Origin of the sequence: Bacillus paramobilis, assembly GCF_038096195.1 — a bacterium.
GTDB lineage: Bacteria > Bacillota > Bacilli > Bacillales > Bacillaceae_G > Bacillus_A > Bacillus_A mobilis.
Map to the genome: position 1 here is coordinate 2,417,683 of NZ_CP151108.1, position 18,151 is coordinate 2,435,833.

18 protein-coding genes and 1 other annotated feature (1 of these 19 cut by a window edge) are annotated in these 18,151 nt (G+C 36.8%); of the genes, 12 read left to right on the plus strand and 6 right to left on the minus strand.

From position 1 onward, the window contains the following. Positions 1-106: a binding site (T-box leader), on the plus strand (it extends 105 nt beyond the left edge of the window). Between the two features lie 148 nt (positions 107-254). Together proB and AABL52_RS12475 are read left to right on the plus strand one after the other, a co-directional pair. Further along, positions 255-1,358 carry a glutamate 5-kinase gene (proB, locus tag AABL52_RS12470; RefSeq protein ID WP_000744715.1) on the plus strand — a complete coding sequence of 368 codons (1,104 nt, stop codon included), beginning with the start codon at positions 255-257 and terminating at the stop codon, positions 1,356-1,358. Between the two features lie 31 nt (positions 1,359-1,389). Beyond that, positions 1,390-2,637 (plus strand): glutamate-5-semialdehyde dehydrogenase, encoded by a 1,248-nt coding sequence (locus tag AABL52_RS12475; protein WP_341519548.1) that lies wholly within the window; start codon positions 1,390-1,392, stop codon positions 2,635-2,637. Between the two features lie 53 nt (positions 2,638-2,690). On the opposite strand, the gene AABL52_RS12480 is transcribed toward AABL52_RS12475, so the two are convergent. Further along, positions 2,691-3,884 (minus strand): NupC/NupG family nucleoside CNT transporter, encoded by a 1,194-nt coding sequence (locus AABL52_RS12480; RefSeq protein ID WP_000545475.1) that lies wholly within the window; start codon positions 3,882-3,884, stop codon positions 2,691-2,693. A 164-nt stretch (positions 3,885-4,048) separates the two neighbouring features. Here AABL52_RS12480 and AABL52_RS12485 point away from each other — a divergent pair, with 164 nt between their 5' ends. From AABL52_RS12485 to AABL52_RS12505, 5 genes are all read left to right on the plus strand, one after another. Continuing rightward, positions 4,049-5,092, plus strand: coding sequence for an ArsR/SmtB family transcription factor (locus AABL52_RS12485; RefSeq protein ID WP_341519549.1), 1,044 nt, complete (start codon positions 4,049-4,051; stop codon positions 5,090-5,092). 51 nt (positions 5,093-5,143) lie between these two features. Beyond that, complete coding sequence (locus AABL52_RS12490; RefSeq protein WP_341519550.1) at positions 5,144-6,373, plus strand: MFS transporter; 1,230 nt, start codon at positions 5,144-5,146, stop codon at positions 6,371-6,373. A gap of 44 nt (positions 6,374-6,417) precedes the next feature. After that, positions 6,418-6,744 (plus strand): heme-degrading monooxygenase HmoA, encoded by a 327-nt coding sequence (gene hmoA / locus AABL52_RS12495; RefSeq protein ID WP_000469503.1) that lies wholly within the window; start codon positions 6,418-6,420, stop codon positions 6,742-6,744. A 148-nt stretch (positions 6,745-6,892) separates the two neighbouring features. Beyond that, positions 6,893-7,597, plus strand: coding sequence for a nucleotidyltransferase domain-containing protein (locus tag AABL52_RS12500; protein WP_341519551.1), 705 nt, complete (start codon positions 6,893-6,895; stop codon positions 7,595-7,597). A gap of 203 nt (positions 7,598-7,800) precedes the next feature. After that, positions 7,801-8,196, plus strand: coding sequence for a VOC family protein (locus tag AABL52_RS12505; protein WP_000773091.1), 396 nt, complete (start codon positions 7,801-7,803; stop codon positions 8,194-8,196). A 139-nt stretch (positions 8,197-8,335) separates the two neighbouring features. Here the strand turns inward: AABL52_RS12505 and AABL52_RS12510 are convergent, their stop codons facing one another. Then, the gene (locus AABL52_RS12510) at positions 8,336-8,944 is read right to left on the minus strand and encodes a hypothetical protein (RefSeq protein ID WP_002072135.1); all 609 of its coding nucleotides are present in this window, start codon (positions 8,942-8,944) and stop codon (positions 8,336-8,338) included. A 232-nt stretch (positions 8,945-9,176) separates the two neighbouring features. On the opposite strand from AABL52_RS12510, the gene AABL52_RS12515 reads away from it, so the two are divergent. Next, on the plus strand, positions 9,177-9,680 hold the full coding sequence (locus tag AABL52_RS12515) for a GNAT family N-acetyltransferase (protein ID WP_000127641.1): 504 nt from the start codon (positions 9,177-9,179) through the stop codon (positions 9,678-9,680). 118 nt (positions 9,681-9,798) lie between these two features. Here the strand turns inward: AABL52_RS12515 and lsrF are convergent, their stop codons facing one another. The 4 genes from lsrF to AABL52_RS12535 are packed head-to-tail and all read right to left on the minus strand — an operon-like array spanning position 9,799 to position 13,470. Further along, positions 9,799-10,581 (minus strand): 3-hydroxy-5-phosphonooxypentane-2,4-dione thiolase, encoded by a 783-nt coding sequence (lsrF, locus tag AABL52_RS12520; RefSeq protein ID WP_000219776.1) that lies wholly within the window; start codon positions 10,579-10,581, stop codon positions 9,799-9,801. Positions 10,582-10,587: 6 nt separating this feature from the next. After that, positions 10,588-10,950 (minus strand): cupin domain-containing protein, encoded by a 363-nt coding sequence (locus AABL52_RS12525; protein WP_000909988.1) that lies wholly within the window; start codon positions 10,948-10,950, stop codon positions 10,588-10,590. Positions 10,951-10,975: 25 nt separating this feature from the next. Then, positions 10,976-12,538, minus strand: coding sequence for an autoinducer-2 kinase (gene lsrK / locus AABL52_RS12530; protein ID WP_142952715.1), 1,563 nt, complete (start codon positions 12,536-12,538; stop codon positions 10,976-10,978). Further along, positions 12,538-13,470, minus strand: a complete 933-nt coding sequence (locus tag AABL52_RS12535) for a sugar-binding domain-containing protein (protein ID WP_142952714.1) — start codon at positions 13,468-13,470, stop codon at positions 12,538-12,540. Before AABL52_RS12535 ends, lsrK begins: the two co-directional genes overlap by 1 nt. A 197-nt stretch (positions 13,471-13,667) precedes the next feature. Here AABL52_RS12535 and AABL52_RS12540 point away from each other — a divergent pair, with 197 nt between their 5' ends. The 4 genes from AABL52_RS12540 to lsrB are packed head-to-tail and all read left to right on the plus strand — an operon-like array spanning position 13,668 to position 18,125. Then, on the plus strand, positions 13,668-15,149 hold the full coding sequence (locus AABL52_RS12540; protein WP_341519552.1) for a sugar ABC transporter ATP-binding protein: 1,482 nt from the start codon (positions 13,668-13,670) through the stop codon (positions 15,147-15,149). Further along, positions 15,146-16,099: an ABC transporter permease subunit gene (locus AABL52_RS12545; protein WP_098258986.1), complete on the plus strand. Its 954-nt coding sequence runs from the start codon at positions 15,146-15,148 to the stop codon at positions 16,097-16,099. The genes AABL52_RS12540 and AABL52_RS12545 overlap by 4 nt, the downstream gene beginning before the upstream one ends. Continuing rightward, complete coding sequence (locus AABL52_RS12550) at positions 16,096-17,085, plus strand: ABC transporter permease (RefSeq protein ID WP_341519553.1); 990 nt, start codon at positions 16,096-16,098, stop codon at positions 17,083-17,085. Before AABL52_RS12545 ends, AABL52_RS12550 begins: the two co-directional genes overlap by 4 nt. Beyond that, positions 17,082-18,125: an autoinducer 2 ABC transporter substrate-binding protein LsrB gene (lsrB, locus tag AABL52_RS12555; RefSeq protein ID WP_341519554.1), complete on the plus strand. Its 1,044-nt coding sequence runs from the start codon at positions 17,082-17,084 to the stop codon at positions 18,123-18,125. Before AABL52_RS12550 ends, lsrB begins: the two co-directional genes overlap by 4 nt. Positions 18,126-18,151 lie beyond the last annotated feature (26 nt).

Here is an 18,151-nt window from a genome sequence, read left to right on the forward strand (position 1 = left end):
TCTTAAATGAAAGTTTAGGCGTTCGCCTGCGTTATAGGCGCCAAGTGGATATCTATGTATATCAATTAAGGTGGTACCGCGGAACAATGACCGTTTCGTCCTTTTTATTTTATTAAGGGCGAAGCGGTCATTTTTATTTTGCTCTTTAATAGGCCAGGTGCAGCATTGGTGAGAATAGAAGTCGCTGCACCTAGCAGAATGAATAAAAGTGTAATCTATAAAAAACTTTGATTTTAGACTTGGGGGATACAAAAGTGAAAAAACAACGAATTGTTGTAAAGATTGGGAGCAGTTCCTTGGCAGATAGTCACGGAGGAATTTCTAAAGAACAACTTTCAGATCACGTTGCCGCATTGGCTCGATTGAAAGAAGAAGGGCATGAAGTTTTGTTAATTACATCTGGTGCCGTCGCTGCAGGTTTTTCTGCTCTAGGCTATCCTAGCAGACCTGTGACAATTAAAGGAAAACAGGCTGCTGCTGCTGTTGGGCAAAGTTTGTTAATGCAGGCGTACACGGAGGAATTTCGTAAATATGACATCGTTACTGCGCAATTATTGCTGACGAGAAGTGATTTTTCTAGAAAAGAACAATATAGTAACGCTTACGCTACTTTAGGAGAATTACTAAACCGTTCTGCTCTTCCAATCATTAATGAAAATGATTCCATCTCTTTAGAGGAGCTAACGTTCGGAGATAATGATATGCTGTCAGCTTTAGTAAGCGGACTTGTTTCGGCAGATATGCTTATGATTTTTACGGATGTGAACGGTTTATATGACAAAAATCCTCAGAAAAATGCGGATGCGAAAAAATATTATTTCCTTCCTGAAGTTACAGAAGAAATTGCTTCTCTTGCAGGAGATGCTGGGACCAAACTTGGGACTGGCGGAATGAAATCAAAAATTGATGCTGCGAAGACATCACTTTCTCTTGGCGTGAGTGTATTTATCGGAACAGGGCGTGGACAAGAGAAATTTGTAGATGTTTTAAAGGGCAAAGGTGATGGAACGTATGTGGGAAATACTCCTCAAAAAGAAATGAAGATGAACAAGCAATGGATCGCTTTGCATTCGCTTGTTAGCGGACAAATTGAAGTAGACGCCGGAGCAGCTACTGCTATCATTCAGCATGGTAAAAGTCTTCTTCCTGCTGGCGTTACAAATGTGTCAGGATTTTTCAAAGTTGGTGATGTCGTAGAAGTTATGACGCAACAAGGGCGCGTCATTGGAAAAGGGCAATGCACATATAGCGCAGAGGAATTAAGAGTGGTAAAAGGTATGCAAAGCCAGGATATTCAAGCAAGAGGCGAAAGACATAATTATGAAGTCATTCACAGAGATTATTGGGTTTCACTTTAAGAGTAGTGATGTTAAAAAGGAGGAAATAAAAATGAATGAAGTGTTGGCAAAGGGAAAAAAAGCGAAAGAAATTGCTAGAGAACTTGTACTAAAATCTACAAATCAAAAAAATGAAGCACTTGCTGCCATTGCAGATCAGTTAATAGTAGAAGTAGCTTATATTTTAGAGGAAAACAAACGGGATTTAGAAGCAGGTAAGGCGAAAGGATTTACTGATTCACTCCTAGATCGTCTAATGCTGAATGAACAGCGTATTATTGATATGGCAGAAGGGATTAAGCAGTTAATTGAATTACGTGATCCTGTTGGAGAATGTGTAAGTGAATGGGAGCGACCAAATGGACTATCTATTCAGGAGATGCGTGTACCACTTGGTGTTGTTGGGATGATTTACGAGGCAAGGCCGAATGTAACAGTGGATGCTGCTACAATTTGTTTGAAGACAGGAAACGCAGTTATATTACGTGGTAGTTCTTCTGCTATCCATTCTAACAAAGCTATCGTTGCTGTTATTCATCGAGCGCTCAAACAAACAAGCTTGCCTCCAGAAAGTGTACAGCTTATAGAAGATACAACGCGGGATAGCGCAAAGCAGTTGTTTACATTAAATGATTATCTAGATGTTCTTATTCCAAGAGGCGGCAAACAATTAATTGATACCGTAGTGAGAGAAGCGTCTGTTCCAGTACTTGAAACGGGTGCAGGAAATTGTCATATTTTCATTGATGAAACAGCGGATAAGCAAATGGCAGTTGATATTATTATAAATGCAAAAACGCAGCGTCCATCTGTATGCAATGCAATTGAAACGATTATACTTCATGAGAAGTGGGCGCAGCAATTTGGTAGCGAATTGTTTTTATCTTTGAAGGAAAAAGGCGTGGAGTTACGTGGTGATCAAAAAGCACTGGCAATTGATTCTTCAATTGTACTTGCTTCAGAAGAAGACTGGGGTACAGAATTTTTATCACTCACGCTGGCAGTGAAAGTAGTTTCTTCTATAGAAGAAGCGATTCATCACATAAATACGTATGGATCTATGCATTCCGAAGCGATTATTTCAGAAAACGAGGGAAACGTTAGCAAATTCTTCACAGCTGTTGATGCAGCTGCGCTGTATCATAATGCATCAACTCGTTTTACTGATGGATCTGAATTCGGTTTCGGTGCAGAGATTGGCATCAGTACCCAAAAGCTACATGTAAGGGGACCAATGGGGCTTCCTGCATTAACTTCTACAAAATATGTGATTCGTGGAAATGGTCAGATTCGAAAGTAAAAATAAAAGACACTCAATTCGTTTGGGTGTCTTTTGTTTTAAAGATTATTCATTTACCATACAAATAGCCCAACAAGCATGGCACTTAATAAGGAAACTGCCATCCCGCTAACAAGAAGCTTCCAAACATTTTTACCGATTATGGCTGATTTTTCTCCGCCAAATAATGAATTGTACGTTCCGTAAATCATACCTACTGTACTAAAGTTAGCAAAAGAAGCTAGAAATGTAGTTGCAACTGCAATCGTATGAGGTTGTAACGACTTTAGATTCGATTTTAAATCCATCATGGCAACAAATTCATTCGTCGTTATTTTGATCCCCATTAATTCAGCTACATACATTGCATCATTACCTGATAAACCGAGTAAGAAAGCAAAGGGACTAAAGATAATGGAGAAGATTTTTTGAATTGTTAAACCTGTTACGACAAAGCTTAATATCCCGTTTAAACATGCAGTTAATGCTACATATCCAATGACCATAGCTAAAATAACGATAACCATATTCATCCCGACTAACATACTGTTTGAAATAGTAGAAAAAAAATCCTTTTTTTCATCTTTTGAAGGTGTATATACGACATCTTCTTCTTGCGTAACTTCCACAGGATTTAATACATTGGCCAAAATTAATGCGTTAATACAGTTTAAGGGGATTGCGCTGAAAATATATGTTGCCGGAACCATTGATAAATAAGCGCCAAGAATGGATCCGCTTACGCTACTCATACTCATAATTCCAAAAGTTAATAAACGATTTTCTTTTAAAACGGATAATTGATCACGGACAACCGCAAGTGCTTCCGTGTTTCCTAAAAACATCATTTGAATCGAAAAGAAACTTTCTAACTTTGGTAAACGAGAAATCTTTGAAATAACTGCACCTACTTTATCAATAATCCAAGTTAAGATTCCAAAATAAGAAAGAATATCAAAGAACGTGATAACGAAAATGATAGGAAGCAATGCACTAAAGAAGAAATCAACGGTTTGATTTTCCATAGCGGAAGGAAAGGCGAACCGAATACCTTCATTCGCGCATGATAGTAGCCAACTGAAAAATGAAGCAATTTTATTAATAATAATACTGCCGAGCTTCGTGCCTAACATAAACCATGTAATAAAGAGCTCCAATATGATTAGAATAACGATTGGTCTCCATTTTATATGTTTTTTATTAGGCGAACATAGGAAAACGAATAAGATTACAATGAAAATCCCTAACATATTTAATATGAAATGCATCTCAACAACTCCTTGAGAGTTATTATTTGTATATAAAAAAGCTCCTATTCTTCTTAATTTAGAATGGATGTGTTTCAATTAAAATTTTGTTTATTCTAAAAATATAGAAGGTAAAATTCGATAAAAATAGAATTTAATATATAGCAAACAAGGAGGGGATAAAAATGGAGGTCTATCACATAAAGAGTAGAAAGAGGGAAACTTATAACGTTCAAGTGAAGTATTCGATACTTTTCGAATGTGCACTAGGTATTGCGGCAATTACTCATAAAAGGTTAATCGATACACTTGAAAAGAGTCAAAATGAATGGGAAGAAGTTAAGGAATCATTAACAGAAGAAATGAGAGAGCACGTACAGTTTGTAGAAGAACATAATACGTGGAAAGCGTTGCTTCAGTTATTGTATGAAGGAGAGTTTCAGGATTTATCACAGTTTCATGCTAAAATCGATTCGCTTTCAGAAGAAGATTTGAAGTATATATGTTTACCGTTTTTAGGCGAGAAGTATGAAGGGAAAAGACATTTAGCAGCAAGTGGAGACGTAACTGCAATACATGAACTAATGGAACTGACACATGATCATCAGTTTTTCTCCGCCTATATTCATTTTATATGTGATGTTCATGTACAAGTGCTGAAATCCCATTTAATAGCTGTTATGACAGGATGGTATGAGAGTGTTATTCAGAAAGAGGAAGAGCAAATACTAACTATATTAAAACGAGATTATGAAGCGAAAAATGAAATGAATAAAAAGATGAAACCAGAAGAGTTTATCGAGTGGGCGACTGGCGGCGTGAACTATATGCCAGAGCCAAGTGTTCACTACGTACTTCTTATACCGCAAATGACATACAGACCGTGGAATATTGAAGCGGATATTGAAGATACGAAAGTATTTCATTACCCAGTCGCAAACGAAAGCATCCATCCTGAAGATCTGTATGAACCGAATTATTTTTTAGTTCAAAAACATAAAGCACTTGGGGATGAAGCGAGATTACGCATTGTAAAAATGTTGTTCGAAAAAGAACGAACATTGCAGGAAATTACAGAAAGATTACAACTCAGTAAATCGACTGTACACCATCATTTGAAATTGTTACGTGCAGCCAAGTTAGTTGATATACATGATGGGAAATATGTATTAAGAAAGAAAGCAGTACAGTCATTAGCGAAAGAATTAGATGCGTTTTTAAATAGATAATATGCAACTAGAATGTACATAAAGGGAGGAATTTAATAGAAAAGTTGGTGTATGAAATTGAAAAATGTGTTGAAAAATCGTTCGTTTTTTTTCATGTGGATTGGTAGCGCGATTTCAGAATTGGGCGGGAGCTTCGGAACGTTATGTAATTCGATTCTTGTTTACGAATTAACAGGGTCAAAAACAGCATTAAGTAGTATGTGGTTAGTATATTTCATCCCATCGCTCATACTGCAACTTATAAGTGGTCCATTTATTGATAAATGGAGCCGGAAGTGGATTATGATTTTTTCGCAATGGGTGCGAGCTTCGGTTTTCTTATTGCCGTTAGTCATGTTACTTACTAGTAGTATAGAAGTTTGGCATGTGTATGTCGTACAAATTATAATCGGGCTTATTACGCCGCTGTATACACCTGCAAGTCAAGCAATTACACCGAGTATTGTAAGTAAAGAACAGCTTCAAGGCGCAAATGCATATATTGATGGAATGGCTCGACTTATGATGTTTCTTGGACCAATTTTAGGCGGAGTAGCCATCCATTTGATTGGAGTAGAACTTACACTATCTTTCGTATGTATTTGTCTATTTGTTAGTGGCGCTTGTTTACTCTATATAAAAGAAAAGAGAACAACACAATCCATTGGGAAAACGTGGCTAGAACAGTTTCTTCACGGTTTTACATATTTTTTCACAAAACCAGTTATCGTTTGGCTCGGTGTCTTTCTTACTTTCGTGCAATTTGGGGTCGGGATAACGCTGGTTACAAATCTTCCTTATATAAAAGATGAGTTGTCAGCAGGGTATGCGGAGTTTGGTTATTTTATGGCAGGTTTCCCGTTTGGCTATGTAATTGGATCTATACTAGTCGGAAAAATAACATATAAAAGCCGGCGTATACTTATGCTTGGTGGATTGTTTATAGGAGGACTAACATACATTTCTCTAGGGTTCAATCATAGTATAGTAATTGCGATGTTCATTGAAGTAGTTGCAGGCATTTGTATTTCATTTTTCAATGTTCATAACACAACAATTTGCCAACAAACAGTACCAAACAATATGATAGGACAAGTATTTTCAGTGCGTTTATTTTTCATACGATTCGCTATGCCGTTAGGTGTTTTATTAGGAGGCATACTAAGTGAAATGTGGGGAATAAGAGCACTATACTTTATTATCGGTGCGATTATATGTGTTACTTCTTTAATAGGATTATTACTTCCGTATTTCAAATTTTTAGATGAAGCTGTTGAAAATAATTATCATAATCAACTATAATGGAAGAATACTAGTATTCGTATTAAAAAGAGGGAGTGGAATAAATGTTTATCGAAACAAAAACATTTACAGTAAAAGAAGGTACATCAAATATAGTTGTAGAACGTTTCACTGGAGAAGGTATTATTGAAAAATTTGAAGGATTCATCGACTTAAGTGTTCTTGTGAAAAAAGTAAGACGCGGAGATGAAGAAGTTGTCGTTATGATTCGCTGGGAATCTGAAGAAGCATGGAAAAACTGGGAAACAAGTGAAGAACATTTAGCAGGGCATAGAGCGAGTCGTGGCAAACCAAAACCAGATCATATCATTAACGTTGATCACGCAGTTTATTATGTAAAATCATCGAAAGCGGCTTATCAACAGTCGTAATATATAGTTAAAGTTAGAGGATATTTGTTTAGTAATAAACAAATATTCTCTTTTTTTGATTTATAGTAAAATATGGATGTAATGTATATTCAATTGTTTAGTTATAAATGGAGGTAAATGAAGTGGAAAAAATGTTTGGAGGTTACAAATGTTAGAAGCACAGACATCTATTAAACATGAACAACATAAAAAATTAGTGCAAACAATAGTAGCTGAAATCTTATCAATAGATAAGGTAACTGGATGTATGCTTATCGGATCTGTCGCAAGAGGTGATGCATATACTGATTCGGATTTAGACTTATATATTCTGTTAGAAGACGGACAAAAGAAGAAGTTTCATTCTGAAACGAGAGAAGCAATTTTAGTTGAATATAAGTATGCAGACATCAATCAAATACTAGTAAACTTTAAAAACAATCCGATGGAACTATACTCATTTTTAGAAGGGGAAATTTTATTTGATAAAAGCGGCGAGTTGAAAAGGTTAAAGAAGATAGCTACCTATGAATTTGAAAACTATCGTATTTCTAGCGACAAAGTGAAAGGTATTTTTCATTGGTTGCATAGTTCACTCATTAAAATTCAGTCTGCTTTAAAAGCAAATGATGAGTTAAAATCTTCATTCATCGTTCATACGTCAACTTGGACATTGATAGAAGGGATATGGGCTATTAATAACAAACCTACACCGCCAGCAGGATCTGTTTTAAGGTATATTCAAGTGCTGCCTAATAAACCAATTCAATTGGAGGCATTACTTCATAAACTATTTTTAGGGAATACGACAGAGCGTATCTCTTCAGCAATTTTCTTGATTGAGTGGGTTTTATACAATTTGAAAAGTAAATAATATGGCTATTTTATTTAGGTATATTAATATTTCATGTCGAATGGTTCATATACTGCATTCATTAAAAAATCGTTCTAGGCTACAGAAAAAAGTATTAGACTATAAAGCATAGTCTTAGACTGAACGCTTGAATATCTTTCCCTACATATTTAAGTATTATGAAAATGAGTCTACATACCCTCTGCTTAAAAGGAGATGAGTGAATGAAGTTAAATCATTTAAATCTATGTGTTGATGATTTATCAGAAGCAAGACATTTCTTTGAAACATTTTTTGATTTTCAATTTTTGGAGCAAAAGGGAAAGGCACTAGTAGTGATGAGTGACGAGAGTGGATTTTTACTTGTGCTAAGCGACCCAAAAGCATTTAAGGGGAATAAGGAAGTTATGTATCCTGAAGCTTTTCATATTGGTTTTTTAGTGGATACTTCAAATGAAGTTGATCAAGCATATAATCGTTTAGTAGCTGGAGGCATTGAAATAGAAAAGGCACCGTATGCAATGAGAGGAAGTAGTTATGGTTTTTATTTTTCAATGTTTAATGGATTGTTAATTGAAGTGTCCTGCCTTGACTATAAAGATGGTAAGAAAATTCAATAGCGATTAACAAGGGTAATTGTTTGATGGTGTATATATACCCCTTATCCAGTTTGGAAAGGGGCTTAATCATTTTAAGGGACATAAAAGTAAAAACAAACGAATTTTAGTCATGAAAATGGCTTGTGAGACAGCTTCTTTATTAATCTATCTTAATTTCAAATTCAAGCACAGTTTGATCTTTCCTAAACGGCATATTGAGTTCTTTAAATCGTAAGCTTATTCCAGACAAATTATTAGGAAGGGCAGGAGATATAACGAAATGATGACTAAAATGTCCATCAGTGCCGCCACCACCTTCCGGCCAGCAGTCATATGTATCATCTATTGATAATTGGAAGAAACTATGAGGCTTATTTTCATTAAAAACTTCATCAGTGGAATCCCAATCGCTATATAAATAAACTACACTAGCATTTGCGTATTGCCGAATAAAAGTTACGGTATACATGATACCTTTATGTTCATACGTTTTAAAAACAGGTATATGTTTTTGGAATTTTGTTGGTTCAACGCGAGGTTTAAATTCACCTTCGTCCATCATGGAAGAGAATAGTGAATTTAGATAGTCTGGATAAAATCCGTATTGCTTTGCCCATTTATAAATAGCTTTATCATGTGGAAAACCTGGATCACCACCTGAAAGTTCTTTCCGTTCTTTTAATAGGGCACAAATTTTTTCATCGATAGTATATAAACTTTCATCGTAATAATCAGTAGGGCGTTCAAAACTCATTCGTTGCATAATCATTCCTCCTTTTCTTTATTTTAACAAAAAAGAAAGGAGGATACATTTTAAAGTTTAAAATCATTCATAAATCAAATATTGTAGATTTAAAATGAAGTCTGATAACAAGGTCTATTTTGCAGAGAGATTGCTTATGCATAAAATAATAATAATGTATGAATCAAGCAGGTATCCCATTTGGTAAAGTACGAAACTATTATAAGTAGTGCAGTGATATGAATAGGAGGTTACGGCTATGACAGCAGTATTTAAAGATATGGCGTTCCAGTTAAAAACGGAACGACTCGACCTGAATATGTGGGAGGAAAATGATGCAGTCTGGCTGAGAAAATTAATTGGTGAACGTGGTGTGGATATGCCAACTGTTGACTCTGTTCGTAGTAATCTTATCGAGATGCGCAAAAAAGCAGCTGAAAATGGTATTTCTCTTCTTACTATACGAAGGCGAGAAGAAGGAGATTTCATCGGATACTGTGGCTTAATTATCGGTCGTGCCACGCTTGAAGAGCCGGAGATTGCATACGAATTGTTCCAAAGTGCTCATCGTAAGGGGTATGCGACAGAGGCAGCATCAGCAGTGCTGGAAGCTGCGATTGCTACGGGGCGTAAAAGACTTTGGTCAACTGTAGGCGCTTGGAATACTGCGTCTTTCCGGGTATTAGAAAAGATAGGGTTTAAGCGGCACCACAGTACGTGGGGGGAACGCGGTGAGATTGTTTGGAACGTACGCGATCTGTAGAAATTTGATCCAATTCAGAACAAAAAAATGTAAAAGAAAACCTCTATGTTAGGTTACTTAGTAATCTAACATAGAGGCTTTTCCTTATAGTAAGTATTGATTTTGTTTATCTTTTAGCTTAATTTTTTACATCTTCAAATAATTGAAGTGCCTCTTTCACATTCAATCCATTCTTTACAATACCGTGTATCGCTTGAATCATCGCAGCAGGATGTTCAGATTGCCATATGTTCCGGCCCATATCTACGCCAATTGCCCCTTCTTGCAGTGCATTGTACGTAATGTTTAATGCGTCTTCAATAGAATCTAGTTTTGGTCCACCAGCAATTACGACTGGGGCAGGGCAAGTGCTCGTTATTTTTTCGAATCCTTCGCAGTAATACGTTTTAATAATGTCAGCTCCCATTTCAACACATACGCGGGAAGCGAGTGCTAGAAAGCGAGCTTCACGTTTTTGTAATTCTTTCGCAACAGCGGTTATGCCGAGTACTGGCAGACCGTAATCGTGAGCTTCTGAAACTACATTTGCGAGATTTGAAACTGTTTGTGTTTCATAATCGGATCCGACGAAAACAGAAACGCCGACGCCAATTGCGTTTTGTTTTACTGCTTCTTTTACAGGTGTAACAATTGTTTCATTCGCTAAGTCTTTACCGACGACAGTAGCTCCGCCTGATACACGCATAACCATTGGTGTGCTGCAGTTTTCAGGAATACAGGAACTAAGTACACCGCGCGTTAAAAAGAGGGAATCCGTATAAGGAAGTAAGTTTTTAACTGTTTCAAGTGGTTGTTCTAGCCCGTGAATTGGTCCTAAAAAGTAGCCGTGATCTATCGCTAACATAACCGCTCTGCCATCAGGTAAAATGGTATTTAATCTATTTTTGAATCCCCAAGTCATTTAAAATCACTCCTTCGTTAATGTTGGATTTTCTGTTTGTACCGTATCTTTATTTGGTAAATGTGGTGACTTAATAAAAACTGCTTTAAAAGGTTTGTTAGAATGGTTAATTAAATAGTGAGATTCATGAGGGCGAACTTGCAACACATCGCCTTGTTTAATTGGCACTCTTTCGTTATTCACATAGAAATCTATTTCACCTTCTAAAGCATAAAAGACTTCCTCACAAGTTGTATGATAGTGGTTTTGAAACTCTTGCCCAGGCTGAATGACAACAAGGCCAAGATCAATATTCGGACCTTGTATTAAATATTTCGGTCCGTTATCACCGAAGCGATAGGAAAAGTCATTTTCATTCGCTTTTAACATACATTTCACTCCTTTATGTAATGTGTTACAGAGCACCAGGCGCAATCCACATATGTGAGGTGAGCCCTTTATCAGCTAAAGCGAGTTGACTGTCATACACAGTTTTCCATGTTTCATAGAATTCTTTATAAAGTTCATGATTTTCAGTAACAGGTTCGAATGTGTGCTCCCACTGTACAAACTGTTCAGCAGTTTCTTCCATAGATGAATATATGCCAGCGCCAACTCCAGCAGCAATCGCAGTTCCTAAAGCAGCTGCTTCTTTCACAACCGGTACTTTTACAGGAATACCAAGGACGTCTGATAAAATTTGTGGCCATAGTTTTCCTTTAGAAGCACCGCCAGCAAAAATGACTTCAGAAGGGAATGTCCCTGTGAGATTTTCTATTAATTTTAAGTTGCCAAGTGTAACGAAGGCAGCATTTTCTTCAATAGCACGGAACAGTTCTTTTTTTCCGCATTTGTCAGCATCTAAACTTAAATTTAAAAAAGAAGGTGCGGCATGACGCCAAGAAATGTAGTTCATTACGTTTGAAAAAGTAGGGATAATACCATGAGAGCCGACAGGTACGTCTTTCGCTTGTTCTTCTAATAATGCATAAGCATCTACACCAAGCTTGTCAGCAAGTTTCTTTTCCTCTTGGCAAAAAGCGTCTCGAAACCAGCGCATAACAAGGCCTGGAAAAAAGGCAATCGTTTCATATTGCCAAAGGTTAGGTACGACGTGACAATTTATCCGAATTGAAGCATGTGGATCTGTTTTTGGTTCTGTAATATTTACTTCTTGCTGCCAAAAACTCCCCCCGCATATTAATGTTTGATTAGGTCTAACTACCCCTGTGCCGAGCGATGCCATTTGTGCATCTCCGCCCCCAGCGACGACAGGAATTCCTTCACGTAATCCAGTTAGTGTGGCACATTCTTTTGTAACGCTACCAATTACTGTACCAGCTTCATTTACTGTTGGTGAAAATGGTAAAGTTAAACAGCACTCCTTAGCGACATCGTTATCCCACACTCTATTTTGTAAGTTAAAAATACCGGACGTACATCCATTTGAGGGGTCGATTTGCAGTATGCCGCTTAATTTATATAAAATCCAATCGTTTAACATCGTAAAAGAATGAATATTGCTATAGACGTCTGGTTCATGTTTTTTAATCCAAAGTAGGCGGGGGAAAGCACCTAATGAAAAAGTTTGACCAGATCTTGTATATAAATCTTCTTCAAGATGTGACCGAATTTCTTTTAGTTCACTAACTTCAGCAGATGCGCGCCCATCAACATTTGCGCAAGCCCATATTTCTTGCCCATCTTTATCATATAAAACAAAACCTTCTCGCATACTAGTAGCGCTAATAGCTTGAATAGAAGAGGGAGGTATATTACTTCTTTGCAGAACTTCTTTCGTGCACTGTTGTACTAGCTTCCAGTTTTCTATTACATCAAAATTCATAGAACCTGGGTAACGAGGATCCGTTTTATGAACCCATTCTTTTTGACTGACCGCAATTTGATTACCTAGTAAATCAAAAAGAACAGCTCGAATGCTTCCTGTACCAGCATCAAAAGCTAATAAATGAGACATTAACAATCACCATCCTTTCGTAATAAGGAGAGGGCCGTTTCCTCATCGGTAATTAATGTATGAATGAACCTTCCTTTTAAAGCACCAAAAATTGCATCTATCTTTTCTGGACCTCCAGCAACACCAACGACATGCTTCATTTTGCGTAGAATCGAGAGCGGTGTACCAATTAGTCGATTATGATGCGGGAGGTTTAATAAATCACCATTCGTATTATAAAACTGCCCTAAAATATCGCCCACCCCGTTTTGACTACGAATATATGTCATCTCACGTAGCGTTAATTTTTCTTCCTTTACAATCGTAGCGTCTTGAGATAATCCTCCAATACCGACAACTGCCGTATGTGCAAGGGAAGCGACATGAAGCATATCTTTTACACTCGGTTCTGATAGAATACTTTGTGCCATTTCGGTTGTAGATGCTAGAAAGGGAGTAGGGATAATGTGAAGATCGCCCTGCATGTATTGTAAATAGTTTTGTTTTCTCGGGAGATAGTGATTTACTCCGCCAGTTAGCGTTACGATTGAAAGATTAATGGAACTTTCAAAATGAATATTTTCTAGCATTTTGCTAATCGTTTCGCCCCATCCAATGCCGAGTAAATCACCTTGCTGGAGCTGAGTTCCTATATATTGTGCAGCAGCTTTTCCGAGAGAAGCGTGATAATTGTTTACTGGAGTAGGGATTATGAAAGCATCTTTTAAATGGAATTTTTTCATTAGGTCACGCTCAATACTTAAACAGTGTAAACCAGTCCCTTTTACGTGAAAGGTAACGATACCTTCATTGCGCGCCTTTTCTAATAACCGGACGACTTTATTTCTTGAAATATGAAGAAGTGAAGCGATATCCTGTTGTGTTAATTGATCTTTATAATAGTACCAAGCTACTTTCGTTAATAAATTTTCTTCAAAGTTCAGCTGTGTCATACTCGTCATCCCTTTCAACAATTGACCACTGCTTAAACATATGTGCCACATATGTTGTTTATTCCAGTTGAAACGATGAATAGTCTGATGAAAAAGGTGTTCTAGATATGAAAAAAGGAATATACAATGCTACAGAACAAGTAGAACAAATAATCATTTTCTCAAAAAATGTTCTGTATGAAGGCAGGTGACATCATGTGGAGGACGTACATTTATTACAAGTAAAGGAAATGAGTAAGGCGTTTTCAAATCAACTTGTGCTAAAAGATGTGAACTTACAAGTAGAGCGTGGTGATATATACGCTTTAGTTGGAGGAAATGGTGCTGGAAAATCAACATTAATGAAAATATTAACGGGGTTATATTCGTATGATAGTGGAGAAATGTATGTAAAAGGAATGAGGAAACAATTTGCAAATCCGAAAGAAGCACACGGAGATGGGATTTACTTAATACCACAAGAACCACTCATTTTTCCGCATATGACCATTGAAGAAAATATATGTATCGGACTAAAAGGAAAGAAAAAGGAATTAAAAGTAAAGATTCAGCGATTGATTGACAGTTTAGGATGGGATATTGACCTTAAAGAACTAGGAGGATCACTATCCATTGCGCAGCAACAGTTAGTAGAAATCGTTAGAGGATTAATACGGGAAGCCGAGATTCTTATTTTAGATGAACCAACATCGACATTAACAACTCACGAAATAAAGAGTCTTTTTGTGCTGATGAAAAGTTTACAAGAAAAAGGAATTGGAATGATATATATTACGCATCGCTTTCCAGAAATCTTTGAAATTGCCAACAAAGTAGCGATATTACGTGATGGAATGATTGTAAGCCAAGGTGATGTATGTGACTATACATATGACATGCTAATGGAGGGGTTATTGCCGAAAGGGTATAAACAAGAAGAAAAAAGAGAAATAGTGCAAGAGACAAAAGAAACGAAAAAAATATTAGAAGTAATTGATATAACGAGTCACGCATTCGGAAATATATCATTTACCGTACATGCTGGGGAGATTGTAGGAATTGCTGGCATTGTTGGATCAGGCAGAACAGAATTAGCAGAAACCATATTTGGATTGAAGTCTATAAAATCAGGTTCTATTTTATTAGAAGGAAAATCAATTGATGCATGCTCTTTGCATAAAAGGCTAAGAGAAGGACTTGTTTATGTGCCAGAGGATAGAGCAAGAAATGGTATTTTCTTAATTGCATCGGTTAAAGAAAATATGACTGCAGCATGTTTACATCAGAATAGTCGTTTTTTCATCAATCAAGAAAAAGAAAGCGCTTTAGTAAAGTCGTATATAGAACAGTTTCGAATTGTTGTACGAAGCATGGATGAAGTACTAGCATCTTTATCGGGAGGTAATCAGCAAAAAGTCGTGCTGGCAAAATATCTTGCGTGTAATCCGAAAATTATTATTCTTGATGAACCGACACGCGGAATTGATGCGAAAGCAAGGCTTGAAGTATATGAGACGATAGAAAAAATGAAAAGGGAAGGACTCGGAATATTATTAATCTCTTCAGATATTGAAGAAATTGTTCAATTAGTAAACCGAGTATATGTAATGCGAAATGGACAATTTGTTTCTCATCTGGAGAAAGAACAAATAAATGTAGAAGAAGTTACACGTCTAGTATACAGAGGTGTAACGGAATGAAACGTATGTATAAAATGCACGAAACATCTATCATACTGTTATTACTAATTTACATTGCCATTGTCGGAATGGTAAATCCAAGTTTCGTTCAGCTTAACTCGTTATCTTTAATGATGAAATCAAGCATTATTTTAGTCGTGTTAGCAATTGGCCAATCATTCGTTTTATTTACGAAAAATATAGACGTATCAGTTGGCTCGATTATGGGATTAAGTGCAGCGGTTTGCGGGATGTTGTTATCGGATGGATATCATGCATTCTTGTCTATTACGGCTGCTATTTTACTTGGTGCTATTATAGGATTCGCAAATGGGATTGGCGTTGCAAAGTTTCGGGTACCAGCTATTATCATGACATTAGGTATGTTAGGGGTCATTAGAGGTGCGATGTTAATTTTCACAGGGGGAAAGTGGATTGAAGATATACCAAACGACTTTAAGCAACTGTCATCTATCGTCATACTTGGTTTGCCGATAATTGTATGGATTGTTCTTATTATTTTACTACTACTATACTTCTTTTTAAGGAAAGTGCCATTTGGAAGATACTTTTATGCGGTAGGTGATAATGAAGATGGCGCGAGACTCATTGGTATACCTGTTAATACAGTGAAGATATATGCGTTTATGATTTCAGGCATAAGCGCTGCGCTAGCTGGTTGCATATTCGTTATGAATATCGGGTTCGTTCCGAATCAAACAGGAACGGGGATAGAACTACAGGTTATCGCAGCTGCGGTACTAGGGGGAATTCATTTAAAAGGCGGAACGGGTTCTATAGTTGGAGCTGCATTAGGAGCGTTATTTTTAGAGGCGATAAGCAGTTCACTCGTCTTTTTAAAAATACCAGCATTTTGGAATAATGCTATTTCAGGTTTTTTATTATTACTAATCGTCATATTAGATAGTGTTATGAAAAATTGGAAGGCAGAAAGGAGAATGAATCTATGAAGTATTTATACAGATGGGAAGGTGTTCTAATTGTATTACTTCTTATCGAATTCATTCTCTTTAGTTTTATAAGTAGTGATTTTTTAAATATTAGTAATCTCCTTTTTAGTACAAATGATTTCCTATTTATCGCAATCGCGGCGATACCAATGACTTTCGTTATTGTAACAGGAGGAATTGACGTATCGGTCGGCTCAATAATGGGGCTCACTTCAATCTTAATCGGTGTACTTTGGATGAACGGAATACCTATTTTGTTTGCTGTCATAATAGCCCTAATAATTAGTTGCTTAGCAGGAGCTTTAAACGGAATCATTATAAAAATGACAGATGTAGAGCCACTTGTCGTTACACTCGGAACGATGTTTTTATACGGCGGAATTGCACTCATCATTTCAGGAGGGGCAGGTGCTTCTGGATATGAAGGGATAAGTGGTTTACCTGAAACATTAGTACAACTGGCAAATGGTAGTTTTATAGGGATACCGAATTTATTATGGATACTGATCGTATTAACGGTTTTATGTACTTTATTATTTCACCGAACTGTATATGGGCGCCACGTAAAATTAACAGGAGCGAACGAGAACGCAGCAAAATACACTGGGATCAAAACGAAAAAAGTAGTCATTATCGCTTACATACTTTCTGGGTTAGGAGGTGGATTAGGAGGCACTTTCTTAACTGCATATTTTGGTTCCGCACGTGCTGATATGGGGAGTGAAACGATTTTACCAATCATTACAGCAGTCGTATTAGGCGGGACACTTATTACAGGGGGAAAAGGAAGCATTATCGGTACTGTACTGGCGAGTATTTTTATAGGGCTAATGCAGTATGGCTTGCAAATGACTGGTTTAACAAATGAACAATCTAACGTAGTTATTGGTATTCTTCTTATTCTTTCAGTTATTATGAGACATTTCAAATTACATCAATTCAAAACGGGGAAAAGAAAGAACTTACATAAGGGGGAAATGTCATGAAGAGAAAACTGGGGATTCTATTAATAGTGTGCATTTGTTTAATTGGTTTAATAGCTTGCTCTAGTCAAACGGCAGATAAGAAAAAAGCGGATGAAGTGAAATTTGCATTCATTCCGAAATTAACTGGAGTTGGCTTCTTTACATCTGGTGGTGAAGGAGCAAAAGAGATGGGAGATAAACTAGGCGTACAAGTGAAGTATGATGGACCATCTGAAGCAAGCGTATCAGGGCAAGTGAAATATATAAACAATTTTATTAACCAAAACTATGATGCACTTATGGTCTCTTCTACTTCAGTGGATGGTCTATCACAATCATTACAACGTGCTAAGAAAAAAGGGATGACGGTGTTAACGTGGGACTCTGATGTGAATCCGAAAGACCGCTCATTTTATATAAGCCAAGGTACACCAGACCAACTTGCTAACTTATTAATTGAAATGACATCAAAGCAAATTGGAGATAAAGGAAAAGTAGCCTTCTTTTATTCTAGTCCAACAGTAACGGATCAAAATCAATGGGTAACGAAAGCGAAAGAAATTATTAAAAAGAAATATCCAAACTGGGAAATTGTAACGACGCAGTACGGTGAAAATAATGCGCAAAAATCTTTATCAGTAGGGGAAAACATATTAAAAACGTATCCTGATATTAATGCGGTTATTTGCCCAGATGCAACGGCACTTCCGGCAATGGCACAAGCAGCTGAGAATTTGAAAATGGATAAAAAAGTAGCCGTAACTGGCTTCTCTACACCAAACGTTATGCGTGATTACGTAAAACGAGGAACAGTAGCGCAATTTGGTCTATGGGATGTAAAACAACAAGGTGCACTCGCAACGTACGTAGCAAATGAAATTGTTGTAAAAGGGAAGAAGTTAAAAGTAGGGGATAGCTTTGAAGTAAAAGGAATCGGAAAAGTGAAGGTAGAACCAAACTCTATCCAAGGTTATGATTATGAGGCAGAAGGAAACGGAATTATCGTATTGCCAGAGCGGGTTGTATTTACGAAAGAGAATATTGATAAATATAATTTCTAGTAACGAAAAAACGTCCGAATATATCG